The sequence below is a fragment of the Nocardia sp. CA-151230 genome (genome assembly GCF_050942175.1).
Classification (GTDB): Bacteria; Actinomycetota; Actinomycetes; order Mycobacteriales; family Mycobacteriaceae; genus Nocardia.
In genome coordinates, this window is the sequence record NZ_CP192061.1 from 1030532 (window position 1) to 1054758 (window position 24227).

The 24227-nt window shown below is 68.0% G+C and carries 19 protein-coding genes; 14 read left to right on the forward strand and 5 right to left on the reverse strand.

Features of this window, described 5'->3' with window-relative positions; translation table 11 throughout:
• The first annotated feature begins 130 nt into the window (after positions 1-130).
• The 3 genes from eccD to eccCa are packed head-to-tail and all read left to right on the forward strand — an operon-like array spanning position 131 to position 7061.
• On the forward strand, positions 131-1552 hold the full coding sequence (gene eccD / locus ACQP1O_RS04470) for a type VII secretion integral membrane protein EccD (RefSeq protein ID WP_433564625.1): 1422 nt from the start codon (positions 131-133) through the stop codon (positions 1550-1552).
• Entirely contained in the window at positions 1549-3021 is a 1473-nt protein-coding gene (mycP, locus tag ACQP1O_RS04475) for a type VII secretion-associated serine protease mycosin (protein ID WP_433564626.1), read from the forward strand. The genes eccD and mycP overlap by 4 nt, the downstream gene beginning before the upstream one ends.
• Positions 3022-3038: 17 nt before the next feature.
• On the forward strand, positions 3039-7061 hold the full coding sequence (eccCa, locus tag ACQP1O_RS04480) for a type VII secretion protein EccCa (RefSeq protein ID WP_433564627.1): 4023 nt from the start codon (positions 3039-3041) through the stop codon (positions 7059-7061).
• A 334-nt stretch (positions 7062-7395) separates the two neighbouring features.
• On the opposite strand, the gene ACQP1O_RS04485 is transcribed toward eccCa, so the two are convergent.
• Positions 7396-8079 (reverse strand): GNAT family N-acetyltransferase, encoded by a 684-nt coding sequence (locus ACQP1O_RS04485; protein WP_433564628.1) that lies wholly within the window; start codon positions 8077-8079, stop codon positions 7396-7398.
• Complete coding sequence (locus ACQP1O_RS04490; protein ID WP_433564629.1) at positions 8076-8939, reverse strand: GntR family transcriptional regulator; 864 nt, start codon at positions 8937-8939, stop codon at positions 8076-8078. Before ACQP1O_RS04490 ends, ACQP1O_RS04485 begins: the two co-directional genes overlap by 4 nt.
• A 154-nt stretch (positions 8940-9093) precedes the next feature.
• Here ACQP1O_RS04490 and ACQP1O_RS04495 point away from each other — a divergent pair, with 154 nt between their 5' ends.
• A complete protein-coding gene (locus ACQP1O_RS04495) occupies positions 9094-9600 on the forward strand; it encodes a DUF4254 domain-containing protein (protein WP_433564630.1) in 507 nt (168 codons plus the stop codon).
• A gap of 91 nt (positions 9601-9691) precedes the next feature.
• On the opposite strand, the gene ACQP1O_RS04500 is transcribed toward ACQP1O_RS04495, so the two are convergent.
• The 3 genes from ACQP1O_RS04500 to ACQP1O_RS04510 form a co-directional block, all read right to left on the reverse strand.
• Positions 9692-11521 (reverse strand): serine/threonine protein kinase, encoded by a 1830-nt coding sequence (locus tag ACQP1O_RS04500; protein ID WP_433564631.1) that lies wholly within the window; start codon positions 11519-11521, stop codon positions 9692-9694.
• Positions 11518-12690, reverse strand: a complete 1173-nt coding sequence (locus tag ACQP1O_RS04505; protein WP_433564632.1) for a DUF7373 family lipoprotein — start codon at positions 12688-12690, stop codon at positions 11518-11520. The genes ACQP1O_RS04500 and ACQP1O_RS04505 overlap by 4 nt, the downstream gene beginning before the upstream one ends.
• Positions 12691-12875: 185 nt before the next feature.
• Positions 12876-14390 (reverse strand): AAA family ATPase, encoded by a 1515-nt coding sequence (locus tag ACQP1O_RS04510; protein WP_433567576.1) that lies wholly within the window; start codon positions 14388-14390, stop codon positions 12876-12878.
• 2551 nt (positions 14391-16941) lie between these two features.
• On the opposite strand from ACQP1O_RS04510, the gene infA reads away from it, so the two are divergent.
• The 10 genes from infA (at position 16942) to ACQP1O_RS04560 (ending at position 24077) form a co-directional block, all read left to right on the forward strand.
• Positions 16942-17163, forward strand: a complete 222-nt coding sequence (infA, locus tag ACQP1O_RS04515) for a translation initiation factor IF-1 (protein ID WP_040804562.1) — start codon at positions 16942-16944, stop codon at positions 17161-17163.
• A gap of 118 nt (positions 17164-17281) precedes the next feature.
• Positions 17282-17395 carry a 50S ribosomal protein L36 gene (gene rpmJ, locus ACQP1O_RS04520; RefSeq protein ID WP_033085975.1) on the forward strand — a complete coding sequence of 38 codons (114 nt, stop codon included), beginning with the start codon at positions 17282-17284 and terminating at the stop codon, positions 17393-17395.
• Between the two features lie 235 nt (positions 17396-17630).
• Positions 17631-18002 carry a 30S ribosomal protein S13 gene (gene rpsM / locus ACQP1O_RS04525; RefSeq protein WP_040855471.1) on the forward strand — a complete coding sequence of 124 codons (372 nt, stop codon included), beginning with the start codon at positions 17631-17633 and terminating at the stop codon, positions 18000-18002.
• 9 nt (positions 18003-18011) lie between these two features.
• Positions 18012-18425: a 30S ribosomal protein S11 gene (rpsK, locus tag ACQP1O_RS04530; RefSeq protein ID WP_040855472.1), complete on the forward strand. Its 414-nt coding sequence runs from the start codon at positions 18012-18014 to the stop codon at positions 18423-18425.
• Between the two features lie 22 nt (positions 18426-18447).
• A complete protein-coding gene (gene rpsD, locus ACQP1O_RS04535) occupies positions 18448-19053 on the forward strand; it encodes a 30S ribosomal protein S4 (RefSeq protein ID WP_433564633.1) in 606 nt (201 codons plus the stop codon).
• A 105-nt stretch (positions 19054-19158) separates the two neighbouring features.
• A complete protein-coding gene (locus ACQP1O_RS04540) occupies positions 19159-20217 on the forward strand; it encodes a DNA-directed RNA polymerase subunit alpha (protein ID WP_040855475.1) in 1059 nt (352 codons plus the stop codon).
• A 53-nt stretch (positions 20218-20270) separates the two neighbouring features.
• Complete coding sequence (rplQ, locus tag ACQP1O_RS04545; protein WP_433564634.1) at positions 20271-20771, forward strand: 50S ribosomal protein L17; 501 nt, start codon at positions 20271-20273, stop codon at positions 20769-20771.
• Between the two features lie 66 nt (positions 20772-20837).
• Positions 20838-21752 carry a tRNA pseudouridine(38-40) synthase TruA gene (gene truA / locus ACQP1O_RS04550; protein WP_433564635.1) on the forward strand — a complete coding sequence of 305 codons (915 nt, stop codon included), beginning with the start codon at positions 20838-20840 and terminating at the stop codon, positions 21750-21752.
• A gap of 263 nt (positions 21753-22015) precedes the next feature.
• A complete protein-coding gene (locus ACQP1O_RS04555; RefSeq protein WP_433564636.1) occupies positions 22016-22894 on the forward strand; it encodes a hypothetical protein in 879 nt (292 codons plus the stop codon).
• Between the two features lie 217 nt (positions 22895-23111).
• The gene (locus tag ACQP1O_RS04560) at positions 23112-24077 is read left to right on the forward strand and encodes a helix-turn-helix domain-containing protein (protein ID WP_433564637.1); all 966 of its coding nucleotides are present in this window, start codon (positions 23112-23114) and stop codon (positions 24075-24077) included.
• The last annotated feature ends 150 nt before the right edge of the window (positions 24078-24227 follow it).

A 24227-nucleotide genomic window follows, 5' to 3' on the forward strand; every position in this document is an offset into this window, starting at 1 on the left:
GCGGACAGTCGGATACATTATGGTTAACCGCCCTGGGCGGGCAACTGTTGAGAGCTACAGGGGAGCAGTTCAGCTAGTGACAGCACAGTCGATCAGCGGCCCGCGGGCGGCTGAACCCGAATTGTGCCGTGTGTCCGTCATCGGGGGGAATACCCAGCTCGACGTCGGTCTGCCGGCCAACGTTCCGATCGCCGCCTTCATCGGTGATCTGGTGCGCCTCATCGAATCCCGCAATCCGGATCCGATCGGCGGCGAGGAGGGGGGAACACCACTCCAGTCGCAGCATTGGACACTGGCCAAGTTGGGACGCGACATGATCGCGCCCAGCCAGACGCTCAATGACGCCGAGATCTACGACGGCGAATTGCTGGTGCTGCGGGCGGTTTCCGCCAAGGAAGCGCCCGCGCTGTTCGACGACGTCATCGACGCTGTGTCGCGACTCACGGCCGAGGAGTTCCGCAGCTGGTCCGTGACCGCCGCACGGTGGACGGGACTGGTGGCGGGTGTGGCCGCGGTCGCGTTCGCGGTTGTGCTGGGCCTGATCTCGCGATCCGCGGGCGACAAGTTCGTCGCGCCGCCGCTGCTGCTGGGCGGCGCCGTCGCCGCGCTGGTCGCCGCCGCCATCGCCATGCGCAAGTACGCCGACGAGCTGACCGCGACCGTGCTCACGCTGTGCATGCTGCTGCTCACCTTCGGCGGCGCGGCGCTGGCCGTGCCCGGCTCGGTGGGCAGTCCGCACCTCATGCTCGGCGCGGCCGCGACCCTGCTGCTCGCCGTGGTCGGCTACCGCATCATCGGGGCCGGCGCGGCGGTGGTGTCCGCCGTCGTGACCGTGGTGATCCTCTCCGGAATCGGCGCGGCCGTGCGCATGATCTGGGATGCCGGGGTGCCGAAAGTGGCTGCGGGCGTACTGGTCGCGTCGATCATCGTGCTGTCGATGGTGCCGCGACTGGCCGCCATGCTGGCGCGACTACCCGTGCCGCCGGTGCCCACCGCCGGTGCCGCCATCGATCCGGCCGATCATGAACCCCGACCCACCATCGAGGGCATCGGCGCCATCGGCGCGACCGTGCTGCCCTCCGCACACGGGCTCGGGCAGCGTGCCCGCACGGCCAATCAGTTCCAGACCGGCATCGTCATCGGCAGTGCGCTGGGCGCCGTCGCCGGTGCGCTCGGCACGGCCGACCCGCTGCACTCCGACCGCTGGCAGGGCATCATCCTGGCCGTCGTCATCTCGATCATTCTCTGCCTGCGCGGACGCTCGTTCGCCGATCTCACCCAGGCCGCCACGCTGATCGCCAGCGGCTGTGTCGCTTTCATCGGTCTGGCGGTGCTGCTGGCACTGTCCGACGATGGGATGCTGCTCGTCTCCGCCGGGCTGCTACTGGTATTCGCGGTGGGAGCCATCGGATTCGGCGTCATCGGCCCGCACGTCGAGGTCACCCCGGTCACCCGGCGCTTCAACGAGCTGTTCGAATACGCCCTGATCGTGTCGATCGTCCCGTTGGTGCTGTGGATCATGGATGTCTACTCGACGGCTCGGAACATATGAGTCGGCGTCCTGGAAACTGGGCGCGAACACTGTGTGCGGGGGCGATTCTCGGCGGTGCGCTGCTGGGGCCGCAGGGCACCGCGGCGGCCACCGTCACCCAGCCCGATCCTGACCTCTCCCATATCGGGGATGCGCAGGCGTTGGCCGGCAAGCCCGCGCCACCGGTGCCGACCCAGAAGAACGCGGTCTGCGTCGAACAGTCCCTGAAGGGTGACACCCCGCGCGATGAGCCCGTCGCGCAGAAGGTGCTCGACCTGCCCGGGGCCTGGCAGGCCAATCCGGGGCCGAACCACAAGGGCGCGGGGCAGAAGGTCGCCGTGATCGACACGGGTGTGAATCGGCATCCACGACTGGCGAACCTGCAGGGCGGCGGGGATTTCGTCTCCGACGGCGACGGCACCACCGAGGACTGTGACGGCCACGGCACCCTGGTCGCGGGCATCATCGCCGCTCAGCCCAGCGCGGACGACGCCTTCGTGGGCGTCGCGCCGGACGCGGAGATCCTGTCGATCCGTCAGCTCAGCGACGCCTACAAGGCCAAGGACTCCAATGGCGGGGACACGCCGGGCAGCATGAGCAAGTCGGGGTACGGCAATATGCAAACCCTCGCCGCGGCCGTGGTGCGCGCGGTGAATATGGGTGCGACCGTTATCAATATCTCCGAGGACGCCTGTACGGCCGCCGGTGGCGACACCGCGGACGCCGCGCTCGGCGACGCCATGCGCTTCGCCTACGAACAGAACGTGGTCGTGGTCGTCGCCGCCGGCAATGTGGACCAGGCCAATGGCTGCGGAACGCAGAACGACCAGTACAGCAATACCAAGACCAGCTGGGACAAGGTGAAGACCATCTCCAGCCCGGCCTGGTTCAACAGGTACGTGCTGGCGGTCGCCTCGGTCGATCCCACCGGCGGACCCTCCAGCTTCTCGCTCTACGGCCCGTGGGTCGGTGTCGCGGCGATCGGGACCAACATCGTCTCGCTCGACAACAAGCCCGGCGGGACCGGGCTGGTCAACGCCACCGGCCTCGACTCGGGCCAGAAGGCCATCAACGGAACCAGTTTCGCCGCACCATACGTCGCGGGCCTGGCGGCGCTGGTGCGGGCGAAGTACCCGGACTGGACCGCGCGGCAGGTGATGAACCAGATCATGCTCACCGCGCATCAGCCCGGCACCGGCCGCGATGACCGCGTCGGCGCGGGCCTGATCGATCCGGTCGCCGCCCTCACCGCGCAGTTCCCGGCGAGCGCGCTCACCGCGGACACGCCCGAGCTGCCGATCCATGTCGGGGCCGCGAAATCCCAGGCCTTCCCCACCCCGCAAAAGCCTGTCGGCCCACCGCGATTGCCGCGGCTGGTCGCCACCGTCGGAACCCTCGTCTGTCTGTCCGCGCTGGGAATCGGTCTCGCCGTGTCGATTCCGTTCCGGCGACGCCGCCGCGACGACGAGCTACCCGACCTCGATTCCTAACGACCGGAGAAATACCCATGGCTACCGAAGGTTTCGTGCGCCGGCCCCGCATCGCCCCACCCCGCGCTCCGGGCGGTGAGATGGCGCTGACCGCGCCGCCGGAGATTCCGCGTCCGGTGCCCGCGCCGCTCATGAGCAAGCTCATGCCGGTCGTCATGGTGGTCGCCATGATCGGCATGCTCGCCATGATGAGCTTGATGGGCCGGTCGATGCTGTCCAACCCGTACATGATGATGATGCCGATGATGATGATCATGTCGATGGCCGGCATGCTCATGGGTCAGCGCGGCAGCAGCAAGAGCTCGTCGGAGCTGAACGAGGAACGCAAGGACTACTTCCGATACCTCGACCAGACCCGCCGCGAGGTCCGGCGCACCGGGCAGAAGCAGTTGGAGACGCTGGTCTGGAGTCATCCGGAACCGGCGGACCTGCCGTCCATCGTGGGCACCCGGCGCATGTGGGAGCGGCGGCCCAACGATCCCGACTTCGGGCACGTGCGCGTCGGCATCGGCACGCATCGGCTCGCGGCCAAGCTGGCGCGGCCGGAAACCGGTCCGCTGGAGGACCTGGAACCGGTCTCCACGGTGGCGTTGCGTCGTTTCGTGCGAACGCATTCCGTGGTGCACCACCTGCCGACGGCGGTGTCGCTGCGCGCCTTCCCCGCCATCAATGTCGAGGGACCGGCCGAGGACGTGCGCGGGCTGGTGTGGTCGATGCTCATGGAGCTCACCGCGTTTCACGGACCCGACCACGTCGGCGTCGCCATCGTCACGGCCGAACCCGACTGCGAGGCCTGGTCGTGGGCGAAATGGCTGCCGCACGTGCAGCATTCGAGCCAGCGCGACGGGATGGGCGCGGCCCGCATGATCTACGGCTCGCTCGGTGAGCTGGAGACGGCGCTGGCGGACGATCTGCTCGAGCGCGGACGGTTCATGCGCAATCCGCAACCGACGCAGGGGCGCATGCACCTGGTGGTGATCATCGACGACGGATATGTCAGCGGCAGTGAGCGTTTGATCAGTGAGTCCGGTCTGGATGCGGTCACCGTCATCGACCTGAGCGCCGCCGAGAACAGCCTGGCCGCGCGGCGCGGGCTGCAGCTCGTCGCGGTCGGCGGAGAGGTGTTCGCCAAGAGCGCGGCGGGCACCGAGAAGTTCGCCAATGCCGATAGCGTGACCCTCGCCGAGGCGGAGGCGTTCTCGCGCAGCCTGGCTCGCTTCCGCATCGCCACCGCGGCGCAGATCGTCAGCCTCGGCGACAACACCTCCGCCGCCGACCCGGGTCTGATGAACCTGCTCAAGATCCCGGACGCGTCCCAGATCGACCCGGCCAAGGTGTGGCGGCCGCGTGCCGGACGCGAACGACTACGTGTGCCCATCGGCATCACCCCCGACGGGACTCCCGTCGAGATCGACATCAAGGAATCCGCCGAGAACGGTATGGGGCCGCACGGCCTCTGCATCGGCGCGACCGGTTCGGGTAAGTCGGAATTCCTTCGCACACTGATTCTTTCGATGGTCACCACGCACTCGCCGGATCAGCTCAACCTGATCCTGGTCGACTTCAAGGGTGGTGCGACGTTCCTCGGCATGGATCCGCTGCCGCATGTGGCGGCGGTCATCACCAATCTCGAAGAAGAGCTCTCGCTCGTCGACCGTATGCGTGATGCGCTCGCCGGTGAGATGAACCGGCGGCAGGAACTGCTGCGCTCCGCGGGCAACTTCGCCAATGTCAACGAGTACGAGAAGGCACGCGCGGCCGGCGTGCCGCTCGACCCGCTGCCCGCGCTGTTCGTGGTCATCGACGAGTTCTCCGAATTGCTCTCGCAGAAGCCGGATTTCGCGGATCTGTTCGTCATGATCGGCCGCCTGGGCCGCTCGCTCCACGTCCACCTGCTGCTCGCCTCGCAGCGGCTGGAGGAGAACAAGATGCGCGGTCTCGACTCGCATCTGTCCTATCGAATCGGTCTGCGTACGTTCTCGGCCAACGAATCCCGCGCGGTGCTCGGTATCACCGACGCCTATCACCTGCCCGGTGTCCCGGGCTCCGGCTATCTCAAGAGCGACGCGTCGGATCCGCTGCGGTTCAACGCGACCTATGTCTCGGGCCCCTACGTCGCGCCCCGGGCAGCCCGGCAGGCCGCAGACGGCACCACCGTCGTCGAAGCGCCGCCGCGCGAATTCACCGCCGCGATGGTCGAAGTCCTCGAGCTGCCCGAACCGGAGAACCCGTTCGATCCGCTCGACCTGCTGCCGCCCCCGCCGCCGACGGGCGACGAAGGCCTGCCCGACAGCCTGCTCCAGACGGTCGTGAAACGCCTGACCGGTCACGGCCGCCCGGCCCACGAGGTCTGGCTGCCGCCGCTGGACGAGTCGCCGACCGTGGACATGCTGCTTCCGGACCCGGACTGGCGGTCGCCGGTCAACCGGCACGGGCAGCTGTGGATGCCGATCGGCATCATCGACAAGCCCTATGAGCAGCGCCGCGACGTGCTCACCATCAATCTCGCTGGGGCGCAGGGCAATGTCGCCGTGGTCGGCGGCCCGCAGTCCGGCAAGTCCACCACGCTGCGCACCATCATCATGTCCGCGGCGGCCACGCACACGCCCGAACAGGTGCAGTTCTACTGCCTCGACTTCGGTGGTGGCTCCATGGCGGGTCTGGTCGGCCTCCCGCACGTCGGCTCGGTCGCGGGCAAGCTCGACTCCGACAAGGTGCGGCGCACCATCGCCGAACTCGCTACCCTGCTGCGGGAACGCGAAGAGCGCTTTGCCGCCCAGGGCATCGAATCCATGGCCGAATTCCGGCGGCGCAAGCACGCCGCGCTGGCCTCGGACCGCACCGACGACCCGGTACTGGCCGACCGATTCGGCGACGTGTTCCTGGTGATCGACAACTGGCAGGTCATCCGCGAGGAATTCGACAGCCTGGAGCCGCTGGTCGGACAGCTTGCCGCCCAGGGTCTTTCGTACGGCATCCACGTGATCCTGGGCGCGAACCGCTGGGGCGAGATCCGCGCCTCCGTGAAGGACATGATCGGCACCCGTATCGAGCTGCGCCTGGGTGACCCCTCCGACTCCGAGATGGGCCGCCGCGTCGCGGTCAACGTCCCGCTCAACCGGCCCGGCCGCGGTCTCACCCCGGACCAGCTGCACATGCTCATCGCCATGCCGCGCCTGGACTCCGACACCAACGTCCAGAATCTGGCCGAGGGTGTGGCCGCCGCGCGCACCGAGATGCAGGCCATCTGGGGCGAACGCCGCGCACCCGCCGTCCGCACGCTGCCCGGCAGCGTGCCCCGCGAACAAGCGCTGGAACTGGCCCACCGCCACGGTATTCAGCAGAGCCCCACCAAGGTGGTCATCGGCATCGGCGAATCCGAACTGCAGCCGATCGTCCTGGATTTCAGCTCCGACCCGCACTTCATGGTCTTCTCCGAAGTCGAATCGGGTAAGACCACGGTGCTGCGCAACATCATTCGCGGCCTGGCCGAGAGCTCCAATGCCGATACGGCCCGCGTCATCCTCATCGACTACCGCCGCACCCTGCTGGGTGTGCTGGAAGGCGACCAGCTGGCCGGGTATTCCACCTCCTCGCAGACCTGTGGCGGCATGATCAAGGAAGTAGTCAACTACCTCTCCAAGCGCATTCCCGGCTCCGACATCACCCCCCAGCAGCTGCGCGACCGCGACTGGTGGACCGGCCCCGAGATCTACGTCGTCGTCGACGATTACGACATGGTCGTCGCGGGCGGAAACCCCCTGGGCGCCTTGGTGGAGCTGCTACCGCAGGCCCGCGACATCGGCCTGCACGTCATCATCTCCCGCAACATGGGCGGCATCTCCCGAGCCCTCTACGACCAGGTCCTGGGCTCGATGAAGAACCTGTCGGTCCCGGCCCTCCTCATGAGCGGCTCCCGGGACGAAGGCAAACTCATCGGCGACATCCGCCCCATGCGCCTCCCACCGGGCCGTGGCATCCTGTGGTCCCGCTCCCGCGGCGACGAAATGATCCAAATCGCCGACCTCCCCGCACTGTAACCGGGTGGTACACAAGGAAGTCGCATGAACATCGGCCCCGGCTCGATGCTCGGCGGCTACCGCATCGAACGCGCGCTCGGCGGCGGCGGAATGGGCACGGTCTACCCGGCCGCCCATCCCGCCGCGAGGCCCTGAAGGTCCTCTGGCCCACCCCGTCGAGGACCCCGAAATCCGCGGGCTGCTTCTACCGCGAAGCGAATCTCGCCGCGCCCCTCGACCATCCGAACATCGTCGCCGTACACAGCACGATGTCTGCGGACGCGCGGCGTCGCCGAAAGCGTCTACGCCGGTGACGATCCGAAACTGCGCCACTGAGATGCATCAGCCACAGGGGTCACGTGGTTGCCGGGCCCGGCTCGGTGATCGCGCCGGGGAGGGTGCGCAGAAGTGGGTTATGGGTGAGGGACCAGGTGGTGGTGGGGTCCGGGTTCACGGCGAAACGCGTGGCTTCGCCTGCTGCCAGGGTGAGGGTTGGGCGAGTCGTGACGAGATGGGGCCAGGCTGCTGTGGGGCGTTCGAAGAGGGCTCGGGAGGGGCCGGTGGCTTCGGGGCCTGCTATGCGGGCGAGGCGGAAGCCGGCGCGGCGGTAGTAGGCATGGAGGTCGGTGTTGGTGGTCCAGGCGTCGAGGCGGACCCAGGTGCGGTGTTGTTCGCGGGCCAGGTGGGCGGCGTGGGCCAGGAGGGCTTCGCCGACGCGGGTTCCGGCGAAGCGGAGGTCGACGATCATGTAGTGGATGATCACGGCGTCGGCGAGTTCGCCGGGGGACCAGAGGTTCTCGTCGGCGCGGTCGTTGACGGTGATGGTGCCGGCCGCTTCGCCGTCCACCTCGGCGATCCAGGTCTCGCCCTGGCGGACCGCGTGGGCCACGAACCGGACGAAGGTCTCGATGGGGAGTCCTCGCCCAGCCCGGGTCCACTGGTCACTGCCGCGCGCCGCCAGCCAGCTCGTACGTTGCAGCCGGAACCGGGTGATGGTCCCCAGATCAGTGATATGGGCGCGGCGCAGGTGCGGTTTCATGGCGAACCGGGTAGCAGGGAATTACCGAAGGAATGAGAATTTCCGGACGGAAATGGAGTGCCCAGAGTTTTACGAATAATGTCCGTTCCTTCGTCATCGCCCAATTCGTATGCCAATCGATTGCGGGCCGCTGTGGAACGATGGCGCGTCACTCGGGTGATGCGCTCATGATTGGCTCCGATGCGGAGATGGTCGAGCAGTAGCGTACCCGGGCCCACGCCCAGCAACGCCGCCTCCTCGGCCGTGGCGGGGCGTGCGACGACGGTGTCGCGATGGGCCGTCTCGGCGAATCCGCGTTCGGCGAGCCGTCGTGTGGTGCCCTCCGGGATGTCGTACGGCGCGTCGATTCCGGTGGCTTCGGCCAGATCTCGCGGATAGAAGCTGACCTCCCACGACCAGGGCTCGTTGTCCAGATACTGCATGATCGTGCGCGACACGACCCACTCGTCGCGTGCGACACCCAGCCAGTGCGCCACTTCCGAACTGGCCGGTTCCATTCTGGCGCTGAACTGTTTGGACGGTCCCCGCCCCGCTGCGCGCGCGATCTCGGAGAAGATATCGTGCGCCGCCTTCGGCCGATCCGGCCGAATATGGTTGGTGACAACGGATTCCAGCACTTCCTGACTGCGCACGATGGTGCCTCGGGAAGTGGCTGTGTAAACAAGATTTTCAGCAACCAGGAGTTGAATTGCGTTGCGAGCAGTCGTAATCGAAACCTGCATCTGGTCGGCCAGCTCATTGTGACTCGGCAGTCGATCCCCCGGTTCCCACTTGCCGGCGCGGATCTCCTCGCGGAGGAGGTCTGCGATCCGTTGATATCTCGGACCGTCCGCCATCTCGCTCCTCGGTTGTTGCTTCAAGGCTCAGAAGTCTACTCCCGTAGTACTACTGCCGTGTAAGGCTTGACACCAGCATTCTGAGGTTTATTGTAATGAACGTCCTGAATGCGGTGTTGTTATACGTCGAAGAACGCGAGGCAACGTGGCAGGTTCGGAGACATCGAACACGGTCGTTGTGGCATTGCCCGACGTGTCCGCTTCGTATGCGGATATGGAGGCGCAGCCCTTGGCTGCCGGTCTATTGCCGACCTCCGACCTACTACTGCGCGCTTGTCGCGGTCACCGGGTGATCGGCGGACCCCTGCTGTGGTTCGCCCATGATCTCGCGGTGCTGCACGAGCGGCGGCTGGTCGGGCGCGGCGGTATCGGTCCGGAAACCGATCCCACCTCGATCATCGAAACAAAGCGCCGCCGAATTGAATTGGTCATGGCCATCGACGACTGGATCGTGCGCTCGGTTCCCCAGCATCGACTGGGTGCGACCCTGCACACCGAAACGGTCGGTTCGGTCATCGATCGCCTCGCAGAGGCTTCGGTTCGGGCCCATCACGCGTTGATGACCCTTGACGCGAATGATGAAATGCTGCACGGCGCTTGGCACCATTTAGCCGAATTGTCGGACGCTTACGACGATCTCGTTCGTGATGTGCTCGCCGGTCGGCGGCGGTTGCCCGCCTGGTAAATAGCTGAACAACTGCGCGGTCCGGGCCCGAGGGCGGCCCGGACCGCGCAGTTCTGCGCGAAAGATCATTTTCGCAATCGCGGCAGGCGGTTTACTTCGGCAGCCGCGAGATAGCCTCGCCGAGCAATTTCACGGCTTTGCCGCACGCGTCCGGTGAATTCGACAGATCGGACACCATGACCTTCAGTTGCTCGGCATTGCCTTTATCCGTGGGCCGCACCAGATAACTGAGGTAGCAGTCATTGCTGGAGCGAGCGCCGGTGACGTACGCGGTGAATTCGCCGGCCTGCAGCGTTTCGTAGGTCCAGTCGCCCTGATCGGGGCGGCTCTGGTCGACCAGGTCGACGCGGACCCAGCCGTCCCGGCCGATGGTCGCGCAGGCGTGCGGAGAGCGCTGGTGGTCGGCGATATCGCCGACGATCTCCTGAATCGTGCTGTCCTGCACCACCGAACACGGGTCCACGCGCAGAATCGAATTCGACGGGACCGTCCGCTGGGGCACATACGAGGTGAGCTGCTGCGCTACGGCGGTCAGCGCGTCCTCCGCCGCGGTGCAGGCGGTTCCCGGCTGGGCCACGGGGTCCAGCTCCTCGGCCGACATCCGCAGCGGCACATTCCCGCCGGACTGGGTCACCAGCACGGTGTCGCATTTGTTGTCCGCGGCTCCGGCGCTGAGGATCGGGCCCCAACCGGCGGTCCGGCCCGTCGGCGTCAACTGGTCCACACCGATGGCGTGGTCGGGAATGTCCAGGTTGTAGTGGACCTTGCGCTGCGCCGAATCCACCACGGTGGTGCCGCAGCCGCCCTCGGGCAAGGCTTGCGGATCACCGGTTCGCGTGCCGAGCTTGCCGGGCACGGCCTTGTCGATGACCGCGCAGAAGTCCAGCAGTCGCAATTCCATGGCCGTCAAGTCCAGTGACGGGTCCGTGCGCGGCTGGGCATTGCCGTCGGTCTGCGACGACCGGCTCAGCCCCGCCAGCGTGCCGCTCACCACCACCAGGCCGGTGACGGCCGCCGCCGCCCAGCCGATCGTGCGCCGCCGCCGACCGGCCAAGCGTGCCAGCTGATCCCGATAGCGGGTCTCCTGCTCACCGCTGGACGCCCACCATTCGGCATCTGCCCGATGCGACTCGATGAACTCCAGAACCGGTTGCGGCCACGCCGATTCCGCGGGAATGCGCTCCGCCTGCTCCAGCAGCTGACGCGCCGACGGGCGATGCGCGTGATCGGGCGCCAGGCAGGACTCCACCAGTTTGCGCAGCGCATGCGGGACCGCCTGCAGATCCGGTGTGGCGGACATCGATCCGGTGGCGGCCAGGACCAGTAGCATGCCGACCGCGTAGATGTCGACGGCGGAGGTCACAGGCTCGCCCTCGGCCTGCTCGGGGGCCACATAGGGCGCAGCGTCGGCGACAGTGGCCGAAGCGCCCTCGCCGTCGCGTGCCCGGGTGATACCGAAATCGATGATGCGCGGGCCCTCGGGCATCAGCAGGACGTTGCCGGGCTTGAGATTCCGGTGCACCAGGACCGCCCGGTGCACCTCGATCAGGGCAGTGGCCAGGCCGGTCGCCAGCAGGCGCAGTGCCGGCAGCGGCATCGGACCGCACGCCGCGACGACCGCCGCGAGATCCGGCGCCGGAAGGTATTCGGTGGCAAGCCAGGGACGTTCGGCATCCGCGTCACTGTCCACCACGGCTGCTGTATAGGGTCCGGTCAGCTGCTTGGTGGTCTCCAGCTCCCGCTGGAAGCGCGCCCGGAACTCCATATCCACGGTCTGTGAGCGGTGAATCTGCTTGACCGCCACCAGCTTTCCGGTGGGCGTGCGGCCCAGCAGCACTCGGCCCATATCGCCGGTGCCGATGACGGCGATCATATGGTGCGGGCCGATCCAGCGCGGATCGTCGGGCATCAGTGCCTTCATCGCGGACCTCCCATGATCGTGTACTGCGCCGCCGCCAGCTGCCGGACATCGGTCTCGGTATTGCTGTAGACCACGGCCACATACCCGTCGCGCACCACCACACAGCGATATCGGCGGGCCTGCACGGATTTCGGGTCCGGGCGGGTCGCCTGCGAACAGGTTGCGGCGGTCAGGCCGCGGACATTACGCATCCAGGTGTACTCCGAGTTCTCAGGGTCGGCGGCGAGGTCTCGGCCGTACTGTGCGGCGGCCTTCGAATCCCGCATCCGATACAGGTACTTGTTGTGGGACACCGCCAGCGTCGTCACGCCGCTGCCGGAATATTTGCTGAAAGTGTGCGGCGGCTCCGGTGAGAGCGCCGAGTAGGCGCGGACCCCGAAGGCGGCGAACGTCTTCGGATCGGCCAGCGGATCACCGGTGCGCACCAGCCGGATCAGCAGGCCGTCCGGATCGAGCGCCACCGTGGCCGGATCCGGCACCGGGGCGGTGTCGAAACCGGCCAGCCCGGCCACCTGCTTGCGATAGGTGGTGGTGACCATATCGACCAGCCGGCCCGGATCGGGATCCGGCAGCTCGGCGTACACCCGGATCACCACGTTCTTCCACGCCATGAGACTGCCCAGCGAAGGGACGCCCGGCCGCCAATGACTCAGCGCGGCCGGGAAGGCATCCACCCCGACCGGCGCGTTGTCGGGACTCGCCTCGAAATCGACCCTGGCCATCTCCGCCGCGGCCGCCGTCGCCGACCGCTCGTCACGAAATGCCGTGAGCGACACCGCCAGATACTTCTGCGGCGGACCGTCACCGGCGGGCCGGTTCGCCGCCGCGATACCGAAGGAACCGGCCACCCCGAAGGGGCGCGCCGCCGCCCGCTGCTGCGGCGAGAGCGCGTTCTCGTGGAAGCCGCGATCGTCGGCCGAGATCCCGCCACCGCGCACCGTCGTCAGGTCGGGATCGATATCGGTCGCGAAGACGATGTGATCCGCCAGCCGCACCGACTCGGCGAAGATCCCGCGGATCCGGCTCGGCTGCCGATCGAAGTCATCGTCGCCATGAATCGCGTACGGCCCGTAATCCGGTGCACCGCCGTCGTTCCCGCACGCGGCGGCCAGGACCAGCACGGCGGCACCCATTCCGGCGGTGCACCATCGCCCGGACCTCAGACGCATGCGATCCCCTCACCCACCGGTCAGTGGCGGGCCGGCCGTACGTGCGAAACCCGCATCGCGCCGAGGCGAGTGGCGCGATCGAGCCACAAACTAGCACCCGGCCGGTGCCATGTCATGCGCAGCCGTCCCGGCCGAAGCCACTGCCCGCGAAGGGGTTAGGAGCCGGTGCCGGAACCGGCCCCGGCTCAGCCCCGATAGTGCCGGTGGTCGGCCCCGAAATCGTCGGCGACCGTGGCCGCCAGCTCGACATACGCGCGTTTGGTGGGCTTGCTCAGGCGGTGCAGATCGATCTCCGCGCCCTCACCCAGATGCGCGTCGTAGGGGATGATGTGCACTGCGCGGCAACGCGACAGGAAATAGTCGCGCAGCTGATTGATGCCGACATTCGGAGCGCCCGGGCGCGGCAGGTTGATCACCACCACGGCATTGCGGACCAGATGATCGTGGCCGTGCAGCGACAGCCAGTCCAGGGTGGCGGCGGCACTGCGCGCGCCATCGATGGCCGAGGACGAGATCAGCACCAGGGAGTGCGCCAGATCCAGCACACCCGCCATGGCCGAATGCATCAGGCCGGTACCGCAGTCGGTGAGGATGATGTTGTAGAAGCGCTGCAGAATACGCGCGACCGCGCGGTACTCCTCCTCGCTGAACGCCTCCGACGCCGCCGGATCCCGCTCACTGGCCAGCACCTCCAGCCGGCTGCTGCCCTGCGAGGTGTGGCGGCGCACGTCCGAATACCGCTGAATGTGCTCGTCCAGCAATAGATCCCGCACCGTCGACCGGGTCTGCAACGGCACCCGCTGCGACAACGTCCCGAAGTCCGGATTCGCGTCGACCGCGATCACCCGGTCTCCACGAATCGAGGAGAAGATCGAGCCCAGCCCCATGGTGGTCGTCGTCTTCCCGACGCCGCCCTTCAGCGACAACACCGCGATCCGGTAATCCCCCCGCACCGGCTGCCGGATCCGCGCGACCAACTCCTGCAGCCGGCGCTCCTCCGCTGACATCCCGGGATTGATGGTGCCACCGGACATATGGTGTACGGCCCGCCGCCACCCCGACTCCGGAGCCTTCTTGGCCCGCCGCATCGGCACATCATCCAGCGACGGCACGGACCCGCCCGCGAAACCGGTCGGCCCGCTCGCACCCCAGGTGCCCGGCCCGCGAACACCCGGTTGCGCGGAAGCCATGCCGTACTGCCCGAAACCGCTGGGCCCGGGCTGCCCTGCGACACCGGGTCCCGGAGTGCCGTACTGGCCAGGAGCCACGCCGTACTGTCCGGGAACACCCGAGTGACCGGCTGCTCCCATGTCACCCGGCTGTCCCGGGCCGCCGGGCATCACGCCCGTATCAGGGGCGGAACCGTTCGGGTGAACGGCACCCTGTTCCTGTCCCGGTGCGGCCCAGGGCATTTGCCCACCCGGGCCCTGCGACCTGTCCGCACCAGGCTGCCCCGGTGCGCCCCAAACCGGCTGTCCCTGCGCGGGGTCGCTCGGCGTGCCCATCCCGTGCGGTCCCGGATCAACGGTCTGCGGGCCGGACAGGCCGGCAGCCGCTGCCTCGGACATGGGGGCGTTCGCCCACGGATTCGCGTCCGAGTTGGCATCCGCGCCACCCGAGATCGGACCGTCCGGTCCTTGTGCCCAGGGATTCAGCTGCGGCGGAACGGCACCTGCCGGGAAGCCCGGGGTCTGCTGCATCGGCGGCAAGCCCGAATCTGCCCGGCCCGGGCCGCCCGCCTGAGGTCCGCTGAAACCGGCAGCGGGTGCCTCGGACATGGGCGCGTTCGCCCAGAGGTTCACACCCTCGTCAGGGTTGCTGGACTGGACATCCGCATTGGTGAAATTCGGACTCGGCGCCTGCGCCCACGGATTCGGCTGCGGCGGAACGGGACCCGCCGGGAAGCCGGGATTCGGCGCCATCGGCGGAACCCCGGATTCGGCTGCGGGCGGCATTACCTGCATGCCTGGCATCGGTCCCGGGATCGGCGGCGCGGGCGGCATCCACTGGCCGTCACTGCCGGGCATCTGTGCACCGGGCCCGGGAACGTGAGGCAGCGGGACGGATCCAGCGCCCTGCCCCAGCGGACTCGCTCCCTGCGGACCGGGTGCGGGGACCTGCGCGATCGGACCGGTGCCCCCGGGCTGCGGGATCGGTCCCGTGCCCTGCGGTGCGGTGCCGGGGACCTCGCCAATCGGGCCGGGGCCCTGCGGTACCGACGCGGACTGCGGCGGTGTGGTGCCGGGCATCGGCGGCAGTGGCCGGCGGCCGTGCGCGGACTCGGCGGAACTGTCCTGCGGTGCAGGGGGTACCGAGCCGCCGACGTGGGGGTCCGGGGGCAGCGGGAGGGGGACTTCCGCGGCGCGGTGGCGGCCCGGCGTCATCGACTGGTCGAAATCGGCGTTCGGGTCGGCCTGTTCGCCCTCGGCGGATGCACCGGTCGGGCCGGCCATCTGGGCCTCGAGCAGCTCGTGGGCGGCGGCCGTCGTGTTCGGCACAGGCGCAGCGTCATTCGCGGCAGCCGGGCTGGGGATGCGTGTGGTGGGGTCGGCGGGCGGACGCTGACCGGCGACTGCCTGAGGATCCCCGGCAGCATTGCCCGTGTCGCGTTTACCCGCGGTGGCGGCCTGGCCTGGTTCCGCCCGGTCAGCGTCATCGGGCTGATGGGAATCCGGTCGGCCTGCGGCCGGACCGGTTTCGGGGGCCGAGGGGATCGGCATACGTGTGGTCGGACCGGCCGGGGCGATGATGCCGGAACCGGTCGCGTCCAGGTCGCCCGGCGCCGGCGGCAGGGGCGGGTGCGACATCTTGGTCGGAGCACCGGATACATCGGCCGCCGACGGGGTTTCGGCATCTACTTCGCCGGGAGCCGGAGGCAGCGGCGGGCGAGCGGGCCGGAGCGCCGGATCGTTTGCGGCCGAGTCGATTTCGTCGGGCGCGGGCGGGAGCGGCATGCGCGTCGTCGGATCGGCCGGGGGACGTGCGGTGGCCGGGCCGGGAGTGCCCGCGGCCGGTGCACCGGCGAGGGAGGCGCCCCTCGGGTGTGACTCGGCCGAACTCGGGCTCTGCGGCGAATTGGGCGAGGCCGGCAGCGGCGGCGGGGTGAATTCGGGTTGGGCGTGATGCGGTTGCGCCGGGCTGGACAGTTCCGCTTGATTCACGGGCTCGGCGGGCGGCGTCGGTGGCGTCGAGAATTGCGGTCTCTGAGCCGGATCCAGCTGACCGGAATGCCCGCCCAGCCGAGCCGGTTCCGCGCCGGCGATGCGCTGCGTCGGATCGACCTGGGGTGTCGGCGGCGGTGAGAACTGCGGACCGGGCGCGGGTTGCCCGCCATTGGCCGGAGGCACGTCGAAGCGAGGCCCCGGGGGAGGAGTGGGCGCCTGGCCAGAGTGCGGTGAACCGCCGAAGCCCTGGCCACTGGGCGGCATCGAGCCCTGACCGTTGGACGACGGGGGAGTGGAGAACTGGCCATTGGGCGGCTGCGATACAGGACCCTGGCCGTTGATCGGCTGGGGCGCGGGCCGCTGACCGTTCGGCGGGAACTGCGTGGGCGCCTGGCCGTTCGGCCGCCCGTCGCCGGGCTGCTGGGGCGCGCTGCCCGGCTGGTCGTCGCGGTGCGGCAGGTTGAAGTGGGTGCCGGGGTCGCGGATCGGCATCGGGGTGCCGGGCTGCTGGGCTCTCGGGTCCGGTTCGACGGGACCGGAGGCAGGGGCGGGATTCGGGGCGCGCTTGGGAGGTGCGTCCTTGCGGGACTTGCGCTTGCCGAAGAGGCCGCGGCCGCCCTTCTGCTCGGGGATGACATCGTCCTGGGGGAGGTTCTCGACGGGAGCCTCGTAACCGGTTGTGGCAACGTCACTCTCGGAGAGCCAGGGTGGGAGCATTGGGAGTCCGTCGTTCTCGCGACTCACATCTACCCCCGGTGTTCGATCGAGCGTGCAGGACAGGGCGTAGTTTAGCGATCTCCGACGGGTGCGCGCCCGGCGTATCTCGTCCGGCTCGGTGGCGCGCTGCGCGGAACGGGTGGCATCCGCCGTGCACGGCGGGGCACGTCACCGCACCCGTATTTGGCCGGGTCTGGGGAAACGGGTAAGCTAGGTCGCTGGTGACTTACATAGTGGTTGTGGCATGTCCTAGTGCCGCCTCCAGTGAGTATGTCACCGGGTTGGCCGCAATGCACCACCAACTTCGGGGCCGACCAGCCGTAATGAGCTTGAACCAACCAGGTTCAGCCTAACCGGGATCGCGGAGGATATGGCGAAGAAGGAAGGGGCCATCGAGGTCGAGGGCCGGGTTATCGAGCCGTTGCCCAACGCGATGTTCCGGATCGAGCTGGAAAACGGTCACAAGGTGCTGGCCCACATCAGCGGCAAGATGCGGCAGCACTACATCCGCATCCTGCCCGAGGACCGCGTCGTCGTGGAGCTGTCGCCCTACGACCTGACCCGCGGCCGCATCGTCTACCGCTACAAGTGAGTCACCCCCACGGGTGCCAAAGACTTCCGGGGCGCGAGTCCCGGGTTTTCCCCGGTCAAACCGGCCGGGGAAAAACTGTGTTCACGGCCAGTGAACACCGACCCAGATTGGATCTGACGTGAAGGTTCAGCCGTCCGTCAAGCCGATCTGCGAGAAGTGCAAGGTGATCCGCCGCCACGGTCGGGTCATGGTGATCTGCGAGAACCTGCGCCACAAGCAGCGTCAGGGCTGATTGCGGCCTCGTGCCGTGATCGCCGGGACAGTGGATTCTTCACGCCCCCGGTCGCTCACCGCCAAGCACCGAACGCGGTTCGGATTGGCAACAAAGAAGAACTCCCAGCGCCAGTCGCCGTCGCCGAGTCCCGTAGGGGACGGATGGCGGCCCACCCCCGGTACGGAGGCCGGGGCCCCACTCACGAGGGGACGGACAGGGAGCAGACCTCCGCAAAAGTAAGGAATCGCCAACCATGGCACGTCTGATGGGCGTCGACCTCCCGCGCGAAAAGCGCATGGAGATCGCGCTGACCTACATCTTCGGCATCGGCCGTACCCGCGCCAAGGAGATCCTGGACGTTACCGGCGTCAGCCCGGACCTGCGTTCCAAGGATCTCAGCGATGACGACCTGACCAAGCTCCGCGACTACATCGAGTCGCAGGACTTCAAGGTCGAGGGTGACCTGCGCCGCGAGGTGCAGGCCGACATCCGTCGCAAGATCGAGATCGGCTGCTACCAGGGCATCCGCCACCGCCGTGGCCTGCCCGTTCGTGGCCAGCGGACCAAGACCAACGCCCGCACGCGCAAGGGTCCGAAGAAGACCGTCGCCGGCAAGAAGAAGTAGGGATAGCGTATGCCTCCGAAGAGCCGGGCCTCGGGCCCGAAGAAGACTCAGAAGTCGCGTCGCCGGGATAAGAAGAACATCCCGCACGGCCACGCGCACATCAAGAGCACGTTCAACAACACGATCGTGTCCATCACCGACCCCGAAGGCAACGTCATCTCCTGGGCGTCCTCCGGCCACGTCGGTTTCAAGGGCTCGCGTAAGTCGACTCCGTTCGCCGCGCAGCTGGCCGCCGAGAACGCTGCCCGCAAGGCGCAGGAGAACGGCGTCAAGAAGGTCGATGTCTTCGTGAAGGGCCCGGGTTCGGGCCGCGAGACCGCGATCCGCTCCCTCCAGGCCGCCGGCCTCGAGGTCGGCACGATCTCCGATGTCACCCCGCAGCCGCACAACGGCTGCCGTCCGCCCAAGCGGCGTCGCGTCTAGCGGGAAGGAAGAGTAGAAGACAATGGCTCGTTATACCGGCCCTATCACCCGCAAGTCGCGTCGTCTGCGTGTCGACCTCGTCGGAGGCGACCAGGCGTTCGAGCGTCGTCCTTACCCGCCCGGCCAGCACGGCCGCGCGCGGATCAAGGAGTCCGAGTACCTCATGCAGCTGCAGGAGAAGCAGAAGGCTCGCTTCTCGTACGGCGTCATGGAGAAGCAGTTCCGCCGCTACTACGAAGAGGCCAACCGCCAGAAGGGCAAGACCGGCGACAACCTGCTGCGTCTGCTCGAGTCGCGGCTGGACAACGTCGTGTACCGCGCCGGTCTGGCCCGGACCCGTCGTGGCGCCCGTCAGCTGGTCTCGCACGGCCACTTCACCGTCAACGGTGTGAAGGTGGACGTGCCCAGCTTCCAGGTCTCGCAGTACGACATCATCGATGTCAAGGCGAAGTCGCTGGCCATGTACCCCTTCCAGGTGGCGCGTGAGACCGTCGGCGACCGTCCGATCCCGGGCTGGCTGCAGGTCGTTCCCGGCCGTCTGCGGATTCTGGTGCACCAGCTCCCCGAGCGTGCGCAGATCGATGTTCCGCTGCAGGAACAGCTGATCGTCGAGTTCTACTCGAAGTAATAGGTGCGCGTAAGCGCGCCGCTGGTTGTGGCCCTGAATCCCTCAGGGCCGCAACAGCTCCCCAAATAGTGGGCGTCAAATAGTGGGCGTCCGAAGGAGGAAGAAATGCTGATTTCACAGCGACCGACGCTGACCGAAGAGGTCGTGTCCGAGAACCGGTCGCGGTTCACCATCGAGCCGCTGGAGCCGGGTTTCGGTTACACCCTCGGCAACTCGCTGCGCCGCACGCTGCTGTCGTCGATTCCTGGTGCCGCTGTCACCAGCATTCGCATCGACGGCGTGCTGCACGAGTTCACCACCGTCCCGGGCGTGAAGGAGGATGTCACCGACATCATCCTGAACCTCAAGGGTCTGGTCGTGTCGTCCGAAGAGGACGAGCCGGTCACCATGTACGTGCGCAAGCAGGGCCCGGGCACCGTCACCGCCGGTGACATCGTCCCCCCGGCGGGCGTGACCGTGCACAACCCGGACATGCACATCGCCACCCTGAACGACAAGGGCAAGCTGGAGATCGAGCTCGTGGTCGAGCGCGGTCGCGGCTACGTCCCGGCCGTGCAGAACAAGGCGTCGGGTGCGGAAATCGGCCGGATTCCGGTGGACTCGATCTACTCGCCGGTTCTGAAGGTGACCTACAAGGTCGAGGCCACCCGTGTCGAGCAGCGCACCGACTTCGACCGGCTCATCCTGGATGTCGAGACCAAGAACTCGATCTCCGCGCGGGATGCGCTGGCGTCGGCGGGCAAGACCCTGGTCGAGCTGTTCGGTCTCGCGCGCGAGCTGAACGTCGAGGCCGAGGGCATCGAGATCGGCCCCTCGCCGGCCGAAGCGGACCACATCGCTTCGTTCGGTCTGCCGATCGAGGACCTGGATCTCACCGTGCGGTCGTACAACTGCCTCAAGCGTGAAGGCGTGCACACCGTCGGCGAGCTGGTCGCCCGCACCGAGTCGGACCTGCTGGACATCCGCAACTTCGGTCAGAAGTCCATCGACGAGGTCAAGGTCAAGCTGCACTCGCTCGGCCTGTCCCTCAAGGATTCTCCGGCTTCCTTCGATCCGTCCTCCGTCGTCGGCTACGACGCGGCCAGCGGCACCTGGAGCGACAGCGGTTCGTTCAGCGACACCGACAACGGCGAGCAGGACTACGCCGAGACCGAACAGCTTTAGGTCATTCGGGGTGTAGCGCCCCGAATCGGCCTTCAACACAGGAGATTCAAACAATGCCCAAGCCCAAGAAGGGTGCCCGCTTCGGCGGGACGGCGTCGCACCAGAAGGCGATCTTCGCCAACCTGGCGACGGCGCTCTTCGAGCACGGTCGCATCACGACCACCGAGGCCAAGGCCAAGGCGCTGCGCCCCTACGCCGAGAAGCTTGTCACCAAGGCGAAGGGCGGCACCCTGGCCGACCGTCGCGAGGTCATGAAGGTGATCCGCTCCAAGGACATCGTGCACGCCCTGTTCGCGGAGATCGGTCCCTCGTTCGAGGGCCGTGAGGGTGGCTACACCCGCATCATCAAGACCATCCCCCGCAAGGGTGACAACGCTCCGATGGCGATCATCGAGCTGGTCCGCGAGAAGACCGTGACCAACGAGGCCGACCGTGCCCGTCGTGTCGCCGCTTCGCAGAAGGCTGCCGAGGCTCCGGCCGAGGCCAAGGCCGAAGAGGCTGTCGCCGAGGCTCCGGCCGAAGAGGCTGCCGCCGAGGACAAGGCCGCGGAGTAAATCCGGTCCTTCGGACTCGACAAGGGGTTTCAGGGGCGTTCCCTGAAACCCCGAGGGTGAGATTCCATGAGTGAGCCCGCCGTCCCCTCCGGGTCGGCGGGCTTTCTCCATGTTAACCAGGAGATCGCTGTGACCGTGGAGGATCCGACGCCCGAACCGGTTTCGATTCGGGTACGGCTGGACATCAGTTACGACGGCACCGATTTCACCGGCTGGGCGCGCCAGCCCGGCCTGCGTACCGTGCAGGGCGTGCTGGAGGACGCGCTGAGCAAGGTGCAGCGCGAGCCCATCCAGCTCACCGTGGCCGGGCGCACCGACGCGGGTGTGCACGCGGAAGGTCAAGTCGCGCACTTCGATACGCACACCGAGGTGGACGGCCCCAAGCTGGTGCACCGGCTGGCGCGCTTCCTGCCCAAGGATGTGCGCGTCAAGGCGGCCCGCCTCGCGCCGCCCGAGTTCGACGCCCGCTTCTCCGCCATCCGCCGCCACTACGCCTACCGTCTGACCACGGCTCCCTTTGGCGCGGAACCGCTTCGGGCGCGCAGTGTCGTCCCGTGCCGCCCGGGCCCCGATGTCGAGGCCATGCGTGAGGCGTCGCGAAAGCTGTTGGGCCTGCACGATTTCGCCGCCTTCTGCCGCCGCCGTGAGGGCGCGACGACCATCCGCGAACTGCAGCGCTTCGACTGGGTCCAGGACGGCGACCTGTTGACCGCCTATGTCAGCGCCGACGCCTTCTGCTGGTCCATGGTCCGGAGCCTGGTCGGCGGTGTCCTGGCCGTGGGGGAAGGCCGCCGCACGCCCGCCTGGATCGCTGGTCTGCTGAACGAACGCGAGCGCTCGAGCTCTGTCACCGTGGCCCCGGCCCACGGCCTGTCGCTGATCGCGGTCGACTACCCCGACGACGCCGACCTGGCCACCCGCAATGCCCAGACCCGCGAGGTCCGCACCGTTCCCGACCCCGAGGGTTGCTGCGGCGACTGACTCGTCCCGAACCGGTGGACGCAACCGGTCGGCCGAGCGCTGACAAGCGACCGCGCTGACGCCGTGTTCCACCAACCGGTGTGCGGTCTCGGCCGTTTCGGTCTTTGGAAGCGCCGAGCACCCGGGCCGGGCCACGTGCGTCGGCTGCCTTGTTCAACCACTGGCCGGTGGCCGGCGACGCGTTCGGCCGCAGTGTGAGTAGGCACGAAATGTAAAGGGCGAACTCCCTTTTGGTTCGAGGGTGCGAAGTTTCGCTTTGCGGTGTGGCGGCCGGGGTGCGGGCGGATAGTCGTCGGTATGGGGAAATCGAAGCGGGGCCGCGGGGTCGAAAGCACAAGGGCGGGCGTGGCGGCGGGCGTCGGCCGGAGCGGGTGCTCGTATCGGACGAGGATCAGTTCGCCCGGTCCGACGGACAGGAGTTCGATCTACGGGAGCCGATCGACCGTGTGCTGGCGGACGCTGCCGAGTTGGGGGACGACACCGATCCCCTGGAGGTCGAATTCCTGGTCGCTGATCTGCTCGCCGGAGGCGACGAGGGTTCAGGGTTCGCCGAGCTGTTCGGCGCATGGGCTGTGCTCGTGCTCGAGGAGCGGGCGACCTCGGAGGCCTTGGGCACGCTGCGCGCCCTGGCCCGGCTCTCGACCGACGAGCTGTCGCGTGCGGCACGGGCCGCCGCGGATCGGCTCGAGGCGCAGGGCGTGAGCGTGCCGGGCTGGTCGGTCCGATCGGCCGGTCCTTTGCGGGCGGTCGCGTGCACCCGCTCGACTGCCCTGGGCGCTTCGGTACTCGTCGGCAGTTTCGAACGCGCGGACCGCATCCATACCTTCCTCGTCTGGATACTCCATGACGGTGGGGAGATCGCGCAGGTTATCGACCTGCTCCCGGGCGATCGGACTGACGTGGCGCGGCAGTTGGCCGGCGCGGACCTGCCCGGCGTCACGGAGCGGCTGTCGCCGTGGGAGTTTCGCCGGCAGGTGGAGGCGGCGCTGGATCGGCGGGCGCGTGTGCGCGCGGCGCTGATGGCGGATCTCGACCTGTTCGACGACCCGGACGACGACGACCCCGAAGCCGATCTGCCGCCGTATGCGCTCGCCGCGACGGTACTGCGTGCGCAGCTGCGGACGATCGACTCGACCGTTTGATGTGGTCGGGCCTGCCCGGCGGACGGGCGGCGAATTCGATGTCGGGGGAAGCGACGGCCATGTGATCGCGGATGGCGGGTGGGTGAAAGTGCGAGTCCGGGATGAGGATTCGTGGTGCGAGTTGCGGGTAATCGGGAAATTCGGGCGATGTGATGAAAGTTGGACGTTGTTAAGGGAATTCGAGGATCGGGGGGGCGTGGGGTGCGAGAATCGGGCGATGAGGGGCGGCGTCGAGCCCGCGGTGATGGAGGTGCGGTCCACACCGGAGGTTTCGCAGCAGGAGACTTTCGAGGAATGGGAGGCCGTTGTCGCAACGGCCTACGTTCCGCTGGTGGTGACACCGGTAGGGTCGGGGGAGTTCCGGGCGCGCATCGTGCAATCGCGATTCGACGGCATCGATGTGTCCATGGTGACGGCCAGCGGGCAGCACCTCAGCCGGATACCGCGGCTCCTCCACGAGCCCCAGGAACCCATTCTGTTCGCCAGCGTGACCACGCACGGGCACGGCTGGCTGGAGCAGGACGGGCGGGTCGGGGAACTCGCCGACGGCGGGCTCACCCTGCATGTCAGTTCCCGGCCCTTCAGCGCGCATTTCGAGCAGTCCTGGGGCGTGGTGGCGGTGCAGGTGCCGCTGGCGGAGGTGGTGGGGGCGTCGGGGGTGCCGGCGGACCGGCTGCCGACCGCGGTGCGCTTCCCGCCCGAGGGGGCGGCGGGCATTGTGGGCCGCTTCTTCTGCGGCCTCGCGCAATTGCAGTACACCGCACCGGACCAGGCGGCGGTGCTGGCCAAACACGGTACGGGACTGCTCGCTTCGGTGGTGCAGCTGGCGGCGGGCGACCTGCCGCGCGACGAACCCGCGCAGACGCTGGCCAAACAGCGGGCGCTGGCGTTCATCCAACGCCACTATGCCGACCCGGAACTCACCGTCGATCAGGTGGCCGGCGCCTGCGCGGTGTCGCGCCGCACTCTGTACCGGTTGTTCGAGCACGGCGAGGACGGTGTGGCGGCCATGCTCCGGCGCATGCGGATCGAGCGGGCCCTGGCCCTGATCCGCACCGATCCGACTCGGCCGCTGCTGTCCGTGGGCCGGGCATCGGGCTTCGTGTCCGAGCGGCAGTTCTATCGGGCCTTCAAACGCGAAATGGGGATCACCCCCGGCGAATTCCGGTCGAGTCATGCCTGATCAGGAGGTGTGTCGGGGCTGACGTCAATTGGCAGTGATCTGGCACGCCCGGGCAGTCACAGCGGCGTGGCGGATGGGAATACTGGAAAAGCGCCGCCCGGTCGCCGCCTTCGAGCCGCCGGCGACCGGGCAGGCGGCCTATCCGGATCG

Excerpts from the sequence above, each read along its gene's own strand:
- ACQP1O_RS04485 (WP_433564628.1), bottom strand. The coding sequence starts at position 8,079 with ATGAAACCGCACCTGCGCCGCGCCCATATCACTGATCTGGGGACCATC.
- eccCa (WP_433564627.1), top strand. The coding sequence starts at position 3,039 with ATGGCTACCGAAGGTTTCGTGCGCCGGCCCCGCATCGCCCCACCCCGC.
- infA (WP_040804562.1), top strand. The coding sequence starts at position 16,942 with ATGGCGAAGAAGGAAGGGGCCATCGAGGTCGAGGGCCGGGTTATCGAG.
- mycP (WP_433564626.1), top strand. The coding sequence starts at position 1,549 with ATGAGTCGGCGTCCTGGAAACTGGGCGCGAACACTGTGTGCGGGGGCG.
- ACQP1O_RS04505 (WP_433564632.1), bottom strand. The coding sequence starts at position 12,690 with ATGCGTCTGAGGTCCGGGCGATGGTGCACCGCCGGAATGGGTGCCGCC.
- ACQP1O_RS04500 (WP_433564631.1), bottom strand. The coding sequence starts at position 11,521 with ATGAAGGCACTGATGCCCGACGATCCGCGCTGGATCGGCCCGCACCAT.
- ACQP1O_RS04540 (WP_040855475.1), top strand. The coding sequence starts at position 19,159 with ATGCTGATTTCACAGCGACCGACGCTGACCGAAGAGGTCGTGTCCGAG.
- rpsD (WP_433564633.1), top strand. The coding sequence starts at position 18,448 with ATGGCTCGTTATACCGGCCCTATCACCCGCAAGTCGCGTCGTCTGCGT.
- rplQ (WP_433564634.1), top strand. The coding sequence starts at position 20,271 with ATGCCCAAGCCCAAGAAGGGTGCCCGCTTCGGCGGGACGGCGTCGCAC.
- ACQP1O_RS04510 (WP_433567576.1), bottom strand. The coding sequence starts at position 14,390 with ATGCAGCAGACCCCGGGCTTCCCGGCAGGTGCCGTTCCGCCGCAGCTG.
- ACQP1O_RS04560 (WP_433564637.1), top strand. The coding sequence starts at position 23,112 with ATGAGGGGCGGCGTCGAGCCCGCGGTGATGGAGGTGCGGTCCACACCG.
- truA (WP_433564635.1), top strand. The coding sequence starts at position 20,838 with ATGAGTGAGCCCGCCGTCCCCTCCGGGTCGGCGGGCTTTCTCCATGTT.
- rpsK (WP_040855472.1), top strand. The coding sequence starts at position 18,012 with ATGCCTCCGAAGAGCCGGGCCTCGGGCCCGAAGAAGACTCAGAAGTCG.
- rpsM (WP_040855471.1), top strand. The coding sequence starts at position 17,631 with ATGGCACGTCTGATGGGCGTCGACCTCCCGCGCGAAAAGCGCATGGAG.